Below are 11,505 nucleotides of genomic sequence, written 5' to 3'. Positions count from 1 at the left end.
AGTTGATAGTGCACTAAATAACTATGTAGCATTACATTTTTCTTCTAAGCATCTATCTTGGCTACATTGTATGTGGGGGGTAGGGGCTTCTATCGGTCCTTATATCATGGGAATGATTTTGTCAAGTGGTTATGACTGGCCTGTCGGTTACAGAATCATTGGAATCATACAGGTTATATTAACAACTATTATATTTATTTCTTTACCTTTATGGACTGCAAAAGATCAAGGAATGAAGTTAGAATATAATAGTGATATTCTTTCAATCTCCCAAGCATTAAAACTTCAAGGTGCCCCTCAAATTTTGCTTTGTTTTTTTGGATACTGCGCTCTTGAACAGACGACCGGACTTTGGGCAGCTAGTTGGTTAAATGTAGTCAAAGATATTCCAGCAGAAACAGCAACATCCTTCGCTTCAATATTTTACATAGGAATCACTGGTGGCAGAGCAATTTCTGGTTTTATTGCAGAAAGACTTGAAGATAAAAATATGATTCGCTTAGGGTTCATTGTAATTTTCATAGGTCTGATTCTCCTTACCTTCAGTTTTCATTATACAATTGCCTTAATAGGGCTTGCTACTATCGGCCTTGGTTGTGCTCCTATTTATCCAAGTATTATCCATTCTACTCCTGAACGTTTTGGAAGGAAAAATAGTCAGAGTTTAATCGGCATTCAGATGGCTTCAGCCTATATCGGTTCCGCCTTTATGCCAAAGCTTTTTGGAATCCTAAGTGATGTAACCAATATTTCAATTTATCCGTTCTATCTTTTGTTCTTTCTATTCCTGATGTTTATCATGCATGAGTGGGCTGAAAACAATAAAATAACTAGCACTGAAGAAACAGTGTATAGATGAGAGTTTTTTAATAGTCGATTGGATCATGTTCCAAATTAAAAATGTTTCTACAACTAATTTGAAACATAAATTACTTATTAAAAAGGGAAGAAAAATCTAAAATATTTATGCTCAAATAGCATTCCGCTTAGAGAAAGTGATTTTGATTATAACACGTCGATAATTAGTGAAGAATACAAAGTGATGATGTTGCATATTTTAGCAAACAAACAGTCATTTATTACAATGGAACCACACTGATTAATTGGAGCAATTTCATTTGATATTCTAAGAAGTATTAGATTGAAATAATAAATTAATGACGGAATTATATCACGAACAGAGTTCCCATATATTCCACCGAAAGTAGGAGTTGCCTTAACAAGACACAGAAAACTTTAATCCCTATTCTGAATGGGATAAAATAAGCAAAGAAATAACCACACTATCTCCCTATATACTAGGAGTAGAATCATCCAGAGGAGGAAAAATAGATGAAAACATTAGTCATAGTAACACACCCAGATATAGAACATTCAATTATTAATAAACGTTGGATTGAGGAATTGCGAAAATACCCAGAAGAATACACCATTCATGAATTATATAAAGAATATCCTGACAGCAATATCAATGTAAAAAGAGAGCAAAAATTAGTCGAGTCTCATCAAAACTTAGTTTTTCAATTTCCTATATTTAATTTCTCTAGTCCATCATTACTAAAAAAGTGGATAGATGATGTGTTAATCTATGGTTGGTCCTATGGTAAAAATGGAGGAGATAAATTACAAGGTAGAAAAATAGCATTAGCGGTATCCGCTGGGATTCAGGAGAAAGATTATCAACTTGATGGAAAATATCACTATACTCTTGAACAAGTATTAGTTCCTTTTAAGATTTTATTTAAATTTTATTGTCGTGGAAATTATCGTGATTTTTTTACTTTTTATGGTTCAGAGAAGATACCCGGTGAGGCATATTTTTCTAAAGAGGAGGAAATTGAAAAAAGTGCTTCTGACTATATTCAATTCTTAATGCATCTATAGTTTTATATTCTGTTGTATTGATCTCACTCTTTATTCCATTTTATCTTATCGTTTGATATTTTATCAAAGATAACTATAATTTAACAAGAAAGGATAACACAATGACAATCTCTATTGAACACGTAGGTGTTTGGGTAAATGATTTAGAAAAAATGAAATCTTTTTATGAGAAATACTTTAATGCCGTTGCAACGAAAAAATATTATAATCCTAAAACAGAATTCTCATCTTACTTTTTGAATTTTAAAAATGGTGCACGTCTAGAACTTTGTCATCGCCCAGATATTGTAGAAAAGAATAAAAATAGTTTTGGATTTTACCATTTAGCTATTGCTGTAGGAGACAAAGCGGATGTTGATGCATTTGCAAAACGCTTTGAAGAAGACGGTTTTCCCATTCAATCCGGTCCGAGAACAACTGGTGATGGTTACTATGAAGCAATTGTATCTGATCCCGAAGGTAATTTACTGGAATTAACAACACATTTAAAATCGTAAAATAAAAAAGGAGAAAAACAATGATCCAAGAACTTTACAAAGAATTTTCTCAATTGAAACAAGTAGAAGCCATCGCTCTAGGTGGTTCACGTGCAGGACAAGACTATGATCAAAATTCTGATTATGATGTCTATATCTATCTCAACTCACCTATTGATGAGGCGACTCGCCTAAAAATTTTGACTAAGTACTGCTCTTATATGGAGATTGGAAACCAGTTTTGGGAATTAGAGGATGACTGTATACTAAACAACGGTATCCAAATCGAGTTGATTTATCGTTCGCTGGAGTCGTTTGAACAAGAACTAAACTCAACTGTTTTTCAGCATCAGGCCCAAAACTCTTATACAACCTGTATGTGGCACAATCTACTCCACAGTAAAATCCTATACGATCCGAATGGGCGCTATACTTCTCTCCAAAAAGCCTACCAGATTCCTTACCCACAGGAACTCAAAAAGCATATCATTGAAAGGCAACTCCTTTTATTAGAACAATCCATGCCTGCCTTCTCTCACCAAATAGAAAAAGCTATCAAACGCCAAGATCTTCTCAGTATGAATCATCGCTCAAGTGAATTTTTTGCTTCCTACTTTGACTTGTTGTTTGCACTCAATGAGCAAACCCATCCTGGTGAAAAACGAATGCTTGACTATGCTAAGACCAATTGCGCTCTCCTACCTAAGCAATTTGAAGGAACTATTCGCGACTATTTCCTACTACTCTACCAACCGCAGCAAGGAAAGCAAGCGGTTCTAGCCTTGAAAACAATCCTGAAACAACTAAAAGCCATTTTGCCATAAACCCAAAAGAAAATGTGAACCTCTGTTGCTGGCTCACATTTTTTTGTCGTTGACTGTAAAAATCTAGTCTACTCATATGCAGTTGCTTATTTTTGACCCTCTCTGAAAATCCGTAACTAGGTTAGAAATTGTCCAATTGATTGACGAGTAACCATCAAGCTATTCCAAAGCCTCACCTACAATCTCCTGACCCACTCTACCATTGTTGCTACTAATGGAACTTTCATTTTTTCTTTAAGATACTGTATTTTTTTAGAGAATCTGACAATTATTACATTATGAATTTTGCAAAAATCACCCACCGATGAGTTCACATATTACCATAAAATACCCTTATAAGAGAAAATCAAAGCTAAAATCAATAAAACATAGAAGGCGATAAAAAGCCATTTCATCTTCACACATAGAGCAATATACTCTCTGATAAAGGCCGATGGAATATAGTAGGCCGCTGTTCGACAGCCCAAGCCATCTCCTTTCATACGGAGTTGTCTAGCATAGGTACTGGTTCGAAAAACATGGTAGTCATTAGTCACAAAGAGAAAACGTGGACTTGCCACCAGTTTCTCTCCCATTTCTTTTGAGAAGAGAAGATTCTCATAAGTCGTCGTTGAGTCTTCCTCTAGGAGAATCACTTCTCTCGGAACATCCGTCTCTTCCAGCAAATAATTACAAATTGCCTGTGCTTCAGAAATCTTCTCATCTCCTCCTTGACCCCCACTAGCAATCAATTTGACATCTGGATTTTTCGACTTGTAGTAAGCCTCGACCGCCTTGTCAATCCTACGCTTGAGCAAAGGACTCACCCTTTCTCCATCCAACAAACCAGCCCCGTGAATGATGATAAAGTCATAGCTTTTCTTTTTAGGAATAAACAGGTATAGGATAGAATAAAGCAGAAATCCTGCAAAGGCAAAACCAAAAATCAAATACGAATAAATCAAAAAGAAAAAGATAATATTCACTAGATGATTGGTGTAGAACAAGCCCTTAGTATCGCTCACTCGAATCGCCATGATCACAAAAAAGAATAGAATCACGCACCCTAGTCCCAGAGACAAATAATTTGCCTTGGATCTTCCTTCTTTTTTCAATAACACAAATCCGTTATAAATAAGGAAAAAGCCACTTAGAAAAACTAAAAATGGAAGCAAGAGAAAAATCACTGCAAAGAAAATCATGTGCAATTCTTCTTGCCCAGCCTCGTAAAAAAAATTGGCAATAGACAGGTAAGAAAAGAGCAGAGACAAAAGCAAAAGAGCAGGATTCCAGAGACTGCGATTGTCCCTAAAAAATGAAATCAGAAAAAGTAGGACAAAAAATCCTGTAATAAAGTACATAGTCTTCTCCTTTGATGACTACATTGTACCATAATTATGGCAATAGAAAAAGAGGACTCTAGCCCTCTTACTTGATCATTTTATCCTGAGTTTCAGCTACAACCTGAGCCAGACTCGTCTGACGAAGTTGGTTTTCCATCGCTAGTTGGATATCCAGCAATTTTTGATCCAAGACTTCATGAATATTTGCTCCTACTGGACACTTAGGGTTGGGATTGTCATGGAAACTAAAGAGTTTACCAGATTTTCCTAAACATTCAACAGCCTGATAAATATCAAAAAGGCTGATATCTTGGAGGTCTTTGATAATCTCAGTACCGCCCGTCCCACGCGCAACTGATATCAACTCAGCTTTTTTAAGTTGGGACAAGGTTTTTCTGATAATGACTGGATTGACCCCAACGCTGGCAGCGAGAAAATCACTGGTCACCTTGCTTTCCTGGCCCTTGATAGCAATGATAATTAGCATATGAGTCGCAATGGTAAATCGACTTGAAATTTGCATTTTGTTCCCCTTTCACCTGAGATTCTCATCATCTCTCTTCTCATACTCATTATACCCCTTTTTGATGTCATGTCAATCATTACTACTATCTAGCCATGCATCCAACTCAATATCATGCCCTTGTTCTTGAGCAATTTCATACAAAAGCTCCTGATTATGAGTGTGGTGAATTCCATTTACCAAGCTTTCATAGTAAACCTGAAAATAAGGAAGCTTTAAATCCTTAGCCAGCTGCAATTCGGCTTCTACATCATAATCCACTCGACGAAAATCAACATCAGACAAACCAGATTCATCAAACTCTAAGATCATATACTGGGCACGCAGGTCCTTACGCAACTTCGCATCTAAAAAGAAGGGTTGCCCAATCGAACCCGGATTAAGAATCAACTGTCCGTCACTTCCGTAACGAAGAAACTGTTGGTGGATATGGCCATACACTGCGATAGAAGCATGTGGCTCCGTCACCAATCTATCAAAATCTTCTTGTTTTCCCGTATGAATCAACTCTCTACCCCAGTTTTTATCAGGGAGATGGTGAGTGATTCCCACCATCAAATCACCAAACTGACGATGAACTTGCATGGGTTGATTATTGAGGTCTTCGATTTCTTCAGGGCTGACCTCCTCTAAAATGTACTGACTTTGGCGCAGGAGATAACGATGGCTCGCTTTTGTAGGATCTAACTTGCGATGCAGGCCTCGCCAGAGACTATTTTCCCAATTACCAAGAACTCTTACTGTAATAGGCAAGCTAGCTAAGAGGTCCAATATCCTTCTACGTCCTGTTCCAGGCATGAGAATATCTCCCAAAAGCCAGTACTCATCTACCCTTGCAGCTCTTGCATCAGCCAGTACAGCTTCCAGAGCTGTCGTATTTCCATGTATATCTGAAAGAACTGCTATTTTCGTCATTCTTTCCCCTCATTTCCTCTTACTTCTTCTGTTAGTATTATAGCAGAAAACACTACCAAAAAATCACTATCACTGCTTACCTGATCAACTTGTAAGAGCTTCTAAATCGTGCTATAATATAAGTAGAGATTTCCCCTTCATTTAGGATTATGTGGTCTACAATATCTCTCAAATATCTCTCAATTTTTGCAGATTGGAGGATTATTGCCATGCGGAATTATCTTAAGTATATCCCATACTACCTTGTCATTTTCTTTTTTTACTGGCCACTCTATGAACTCCTCTCTCTACTCATCTCTGACCCATATACACTGAAGGGACTGTACATTTACAACATCATCCTCTTTTCACCTCTGGCAACCTTTATCGTATCACTACTTTATAGCTATCGATTTCATTTCTCACTTTGGTGGCTACTCGGTATTGGTCTGCTCTATTGCTTTACCATCATCACCTTTGGTGAGTTCATCCTGCTTTATTTCCTAGCTTACGAAATCTTTACCCTACTTGGTATGGCTTCTGGTGTGGGGATCAAGCATGTCTTCCAGCGAGAGAAAAATAAAAAAATTATGCAAAAACCTTGAAAATTCTCGCAATCATGCTATAATAATGCATAGAGACAAGTCACTTAGTCCCTTTCTACTAGAGAGTGCGTGGTTGCTGGAAACGCATAGAAAGCCTAAACTGATACTACTCTACTGACTTTTATGCAAACATAAAACGGTGGCTACGTTAAAGCCAATCAGAGGTGTTCCTCTTTTTTGAGGAACATAAATGAAGGTGGAACCACGTTGCGACGTCCTTTCGAGGATGTCGTTTTTATTTTGTCAGAAGGAGGAAGAATGATGCTTTATATGATTGGCGGATCGCCTTGTAGTGGAAAATCAACAATTGCTTCACTTCTTGCTAGACAGTATCAACTACTTCATATCAAATTGGATGATTTGGTAGACGAGATGATGAGTCAAGCAAGTGCAGACTCACAGCCAATTTGCCTTCTGAGACAGGACAGAAGTCCAGAACAAATCTGGATGAGAAATCCAGAAGAGATGGCAGATGAAGAATGGCGCTTTTATGAAGAGATTTTTCCTTATGTAAAATCTTACTTGATAAAAAATCAAGATAGACCTCTCTTGGTTGAGGGAGCAGGACTTTTGCCTCACTTGGTAAAGGAGCTTGAATGCCCAGCGTCTTCCTATCTATGCTTGACTCCGACAGCTGATTTTCAAAAAAAGCATTATATACAGAGAGAATGGGTTCCTTATGTCTTAGAGGGTACAACCAACCCTGAGCAAGCTTTTGAAAACTGGATGCAACGAGACATTCTTTTTGCCCAAATGGTTCGTAAGGAAGCGATGAAATTAGGCTATCCTAGTCTCGTAACAGATGGCAGTCAATCAGAGAATCAGACTGTGGAAGAAGTTGCTCGGCTCTTAAAATTGTCCAACAAAAATAGAATAAATATTTAAGGAGAAAACTATGATTAAGATTACTTTCCCAGATGGCGCTGTTCGTGAATTCGAATCTGGCGTTACAACTTTTGAAATTGCCCAATCTATCAGCAATTCCCTAGCTAAAAAAGCCTTGGCTGGTAAATTCAACGGCAAACTCATCGATACGACTCGTGCTATCACTGAGGACGGAAGCATCGAAATTGTGACACCAGATCACGAAGATGCCCTTCCAATCTTGCGCCACTCAGCTGCCCACTTGTTTGCCCAAGCAGCTCGTCGCCTTTTCCCAGACATTCACTTGGGTGTTGGTCCAGCTATCGAAGATGGTTTCTACTACGATACCGACAATACTGCTGGTCAAATCTCTAACGAAGACCTACCACGTATCGAAGAAGAAATGCAAAAAATCGTTAAAGAAAACTTCCCTTCTATTCGTGAAGAAGTATCGAAAGATGAAGCGCGTGAAATCTTCAAAAACGACCCTTACAAGTTGGAATTGATTGAAGAACACTCTGAAGACGAGGGCGGTTTGACTATCTACCGTCAGGGTGAATACGTGGACCTCTGCCGTGGCCCGCACGTCCCTTCAACAGGCCGCATCCAAATCTTCCACCTTCTCCATGTAGCTGGAGCTTACTGGCGTGGAAATAGCGACAATGCTATGATGCAACGGATCTATGGTACAGCCTGGTTCGACAAGAAAGACTTGAAGAACTACCTTCAAATGCGTGAAGAAGCTAAAGAACGCGATCACCGTAAACTTGGTAAAGAGCTTGACCTCTTCATGATTTCTCAAGAAGTCGGACAAGGACTTCCATTCTGGTTGCCAAATGGTGCGACTATCCGTCGTGAATTGGAACGCTACATTGTCGACAAGGAGTTAGCTTCTGGCTACCAACACGTCTACACTCCACCACTTGCTTCTGTTGAACTCTACAAAACTTCTGGTCACTGGGATCACTACCAAGAGGACATGTTCCCAACTATGGACATGGGGGACGGTGAAGAGTTTGTCCTTCGTCCAATGAACTGCCCACACCACATCCAAGTTTTCAAACACCATGTTCACTCCTACCGTGAGTTGCCAATCCGTATCGCTGAAATCGGGATGATGCACCGTTACGAAAAATCTGGTGCCCTCACTGGTCTTCAACGTGTGCGTGAAATGTCTCTCAACGACGGTCACCTATTCGTTACTCCAGAACAAATCCAAGAAGAATTCCAACGTGCCCTTCAGTTGATTATCGATGTTTATGAAGACTTCAACTTGACTGAATACCGCTTCCGCCTCTCTCTTCGTGACCCTCAAGATACTCACAAGTACTTTGATAACGATGAGATGTGGGAAAATGCCCAAACCATGCTTCGTGCAGCCCTTGATGAAATGGGTGTTGACTACTTTGAAGCCGAAGGCGAAGCAGCCTTCTACGGACCAAAATTGGATATTCAGGTTAAGACAGCCCTTGGAAAAGAAGAAACCCTTTCGACTATCCAGCTTGACTTCTTGCTTCCAGAACGCTTCGACCTCAAATACATTGGGGCTGATGGTGAAGAACACCGTCCAGTTATGATTCACCGTGGTGTTATCTCAACTATGGAACGCTTCACAGCTATCTTGATTGAGAACTACAAGGGTGCCTTTCCAACATGGCTTGCACCACATCAAGTAACCCTCATCCCAGTATCTAACGAGAAACACGTTGACTACGCTTGGGAAGTAGCTAAGAAACTTCGTGATCGTGGTGTCCGTGCTGATGTGGATGAACGTAATGAGAAAATGCAATTCAAGATTCGTGCTTCACAAACTAGCAAGATTCCTTACCAATTAATCGTTGGGGACAAGGAAATGGAAGACGGAACAGTTAACGTTCGTCGCTATGGCCAAAAAGAAACACAAACTGTCCCAGTAGATGAGTTTGTAGTAGCAATCCTTGCTGATATCGCCAACAAATCTCGTGTTGAGAAATAAAACGATCACTGTCTGAGAAACATTTTTCAGTAAGAAAAAGCAACAACCGAAATAGTTGTTGCTTTTTTATATTTTATTTAACCTGAGCTAGTAGTGATTGGTTAAACCACCACAAATGGTATCCTCAGAAACAATCCTTTCTATCCACTAACTGCTGGATATAGGATATCCTTCCAAGATTTGCTTTCATGAGTTAGATAAGGTCAATATCCTCAATCCTTGTCTGCTTCATTTTCTTTTACGAGATCTTTTTGTGAATCCTTTTCAGAGAGTTTTTGATCGATATACTTGTTAATGGTTTCATAAAATTCCTTGGTCGTATCACTGTCTAATTTTGTCGAATTATGGACTTGATTGACTTTCAATTCAACAGATTGAATACCGTAAGAGGCTTGTTTTTGGTGGAGCGTTTCTAATTCTTCATCTGAAATCGGATCTCCAACAACTGTCAAGACCAATTCATTGTTCCTTGACTTGTAGACTTGATTAATGACTGTATGATTGGCGAACTCTTTTTCTACAAACTGTTTGATTCCTTCTTTTCGCGCTTGATCCATCGTCAGAGTCACTGCTGAGTAGCTGGCTGGAAGAATCAATAATACAATCAATGATGTCAAGCCAATTTTCATTTTAATGTTTAGCTCTTTAAATGAACTTAAAGGAGATTTTCTCATCAAAATTCTTGTTCCAACAATGTTGGTTAGCATGATAAAGACACAGTTGATCAAGAAAAGATAGAGAGCCCCAAATACAAATCGTACATTTCCACTAGCTAAACCATAGCCTGCAGTACAGATAGGCGGCATCAGAGCTGTTGCAATGGCTACTCCTGGCACGATATTGTTTGCTTCTTTTTTCCTTGACCCAATTACACCTGCTATCCCACCAGCAATAGCAATGAGAACATCCCAAATGGTTGGAGAGGTTCGTGCAATCAGTTCGCTACTTGCATAAGATAAGGGAGAAATCCAGAAATACAGAGTCGAGACAAGCAAGCTGACCAATACTTGAGTAAATAAAACCTCTAGAGATTGCTTGATTAAACGCGTATCAAAAATAGCTAAACCAAATCCCAGTCCAACAATCGGTGTCATAAGAGGGGAAATCAGCATGGCTCCAATAATGACAGCTGTTGAATTCATATTTAGACCTATAGAGGCAATAAAAATCGCACACATCAAAATCACTATATCTCTTAATCGAACATGAAGATCATCATATAATTTCTCACGGTATTCACGTGTTGAATAATTTCTGGTCATTGGTTACTCCTTTTATTTCATATAATCTTGTTTCTGCTTGGATGATGGTAGAGAGACTTCTGTTCAATCTTACATATTTTTCTTCTCAGCTGTTATGTTTTTGAAAATTATCCTTTAAGCATCCATCAGTCCATCCTTGATATTATATCAAAAATTTTACAGTCTTTCTCTGAAGAAATCTATCAATTGAACAGATAGAGAAGGAAGAAATTTTTGTTTTCTTATACGAAAAAGAAAAAAACGGTATCTCCTCTGAAAGAAGATGCCGTTTAATGATTAAACATGATTGGTTTGTTCGACAATCCATTGCTTCATTTTTATTTTCAATCAGAAGCCATAGATCCCAAACGTGATGATGGTTAGAAGAAACCCCTTGATCCAGTTACCGAACAGTTGTGTTCCAGTCCCGTCAAAGTATAGACGTTGCCCATCCACTACTGTGTGTTTGGTTTTCAATTTTGCATCATGCAAATCGCCCAAGGTGTTGCGATCCCCAAGGTAAGCCCGAAAATTATGGCTACTAAGATAGAGTATCCACTATAATCTAGGATACCTCCGTCAAAATAACTTTCTTTCATTTTTGCCTCTTTTATTTTTTGACTATATTCTAGTCGTTTCCTAGTGTAACATTTTTTACATCTGGACAATCTTACGGTAACTTCTAGACGTTATCATGAAAATAGAGATATAGACTAGAACAAAAATTCCACAGATAGATAAGGTTGTCATCAACTATGCTTACTCAATCATCAGATTCCTATTGGAAAACTTGATGCGTACGGTTGTTCCTATCCCAACCTCAGACTCGATACGAATCTGGTGGCCCAGTTCCTCAGAAATTTTCTTGGATAGATAGAGCCCCAGTCCAGATGATTG

12 protein-coding genes and 2 pseudogenes are annotated in these 11,505 nt (G+C 38.6%); 7 read left to right on the top strand and 7 right to left on the bottom strand.

Annotated elements, in window-relative coordinates; translation table 11 throughout:
- From SORDD24_RS05655 to SORDD24_RS05640, 4 genes are all read left to right on the top strand, one after another.
- The coding region (locus tag SORDD24_RS05655; protein ID WP_061409514.1) for an MFS transporter at positions 1 to 859 on the top strand (859 nt) is incomplete at its 5' end.
- Positions 860 to 1,332: 473 nt separating this feature from the next.
- On the top strand, positions 1,333 to 1,884 hold the full coding sequence (locus SORDD24_RS05650; RefSeq protein WP_061408494.1) for an NAD(P)H-dependent oxidoreductase: 552 nt from the start codon (positions 1,333 to 1,335) through the stop codon (positions 1,882 to 1,884).
- A gap of 101 nt (positions 1,885 to 1,985) precedes the next feature.
- A complete protein-coding gene (locus SORDD24_RS05645) occupies positions 1,986 to 2,381 on the top strand; it encodes a VOC family protein (RefSeq protein WP_061408491.1) in 396 nt (131 codons plus the stop codon).
- Between the two features lie 20 nt (positions 2,382 to 2,401).
- Positions 2,402 to 3,184 (top strand): DUF4037 domain-containing protein, encoded by a 783-nt coding sequence (locus SORDD24_RS05640; protein WP_061408488.1) that lies wholly within the window; start codon positions 2,402 to 2,404, stop codon positions 3,182 to 3,184.
- A gap of 317 nt (positions 3,185 to 3,501) precedes the next feature.
- Here the strand turns inward: SORDD24_RS05640 and SORDD24_RS05635 are convergent, their stop codons facing one another.
- From SORDD24_RS05635 to SORDD24_RS05625, 3 genes are all read right to left on the bottom strand, one after another.
- On the bottom strand, positions 3,502 to 4,524 hold the full coding sequence (locus SORDD24_RS05635) for a YdcF family protein (protein ID WP_061408484.1): 1,023 nt from the start codon (positions 4,522 to 4,524) through the stop codon (positions 3,502 to 3,504).
- 67 nt (positions 4,525 to 4,591) lie between these two features.
- Positions 4,592 to 5,029: an Rrf2 family transcriptional regulator gene (locus SORDD24_RS05630; protein WP_061408482.1), complete on the bottom strand. Its 438-nt coding sequence runs from the start codon at positions 5,027 to 5,029 to the stop codon at positions 4,592 to 4,594.
- 72 nt (positions 5,030 to 5,101) lie between these two features.
- Entirely contained in the window at positions 5,102 to 5,944 is an 843-nt protein-coding gene (locus tag SORDD24_RS05625; protein ID WP_061408480.1) for a metallophosphoesterase family protein, read from the bottom strand.
- 209 nt (positions 5,945 to 6,153) lie between these two features.
- Between SORDD24_RS05625 and SORDD24_RS05620 the strand changes: the two genes are divergently transcribed.
- From SORDD24_RS05620 to thrS, 3 genes are all read left to right on the top strand, one after another.
- Positions 6,154 to 6,528 carry a hypothetical protein gene (locus SORDD24_RS05620; protein ID WP_042902762.1) on the top strand — a complete coding sequence of 125 codons (375 nt, stop codon included), beginning with the start codon at positions 6,154 to 6,156 and terminating at the stop codon, positions 6,526 to 6,528.
- A gap of 258 nt (positions 6,529 to 6,786) precedes the next feature.
- Entirely contained in the window at positions 6,787 to 7,413 is a 627-nt protein-coding gene (locus SORDD24_RS05615) for an adenylate kinase family protein (RefSeq protein WP_196757275.1), read from the top strand.
- A 10-nt stretch (positions 7,414 to 7,423) separates the two neighbouring features.
- Positions 7,424 to 9,367, top strand: a complete 1,944-nt coding sequence (gene thrS, locus SORDD24_RS05610; RefSeq protein WP_061408470.1) for a threonine--tRNA ligase — start codon at positions 7,424 to 7,426, stop codon at positions 9,365 to 9,367.
- A 212-nt stretch (positions 9,368 to 9,579) separates the two neighbouring features.
- Here thrS and SORDD24_RS05605 read toward each other — a convergent pair whose 3' ends face one another.
- From SORDD24_RS05605 to SORDD24_RS11140, 4 genes and pseudogenes are all read right to left on the bottom strand, one after another.
- Positions 9,580 to 10,629 carry a DUF389 domain-containing protein gene (locus tag SORDD24_RS05605; RefSeq protein WP_061408467.1) on the bottom strand — a complete coding sequence of 350 codons (1,050 nt, stop codon included), beginning with the start codon at positions 10,627 to 10,629 and terminating at the stop codon, positions 9,580 to 9,582.
- A 327-nt stretch (positions 10,630 to 10,956) separates the two neighbouring features.
- A pseudogene (locus tag SORDD24_RS11145) lies at positions 10,957 to 11,207 on the bottom strand (hypothetical protein).
- Between the two features lie 55 nt (positions 11,208 to 11,262).
- Positions 11,263 to 11,361, bottom strand: a pseudogene (locus SORDD24_RS12025) (peptide ABC transporter); the annotation flags it as partial.
- A gap of 6 nt (positions 11,362 to 11,367) precedes the next feature.
- A partial coding sequence (locus SORDD24_RS11140) for an ATP-binding protein (RefSeq protein ID WP_231082721.1) occupies positions 11,368 to 11,505 on the bottom strand: 138 nt, incomplete at its 5' end.

Origin of the sequence: Streptococcus oralis, from assembly GCF_001579175.1 — a bacterium.
GTDB classification, from domain to species: Bacteria; Bacillota; Bacilli; order Lactobacillales; family Streptococcaceae; genus Streptococcus; species Streptococcus oralis_O.
Note: the sequence above shows the minus strand (reverse complement) of the source record. Positions and strands in the feature narration are given on the sequence as shown.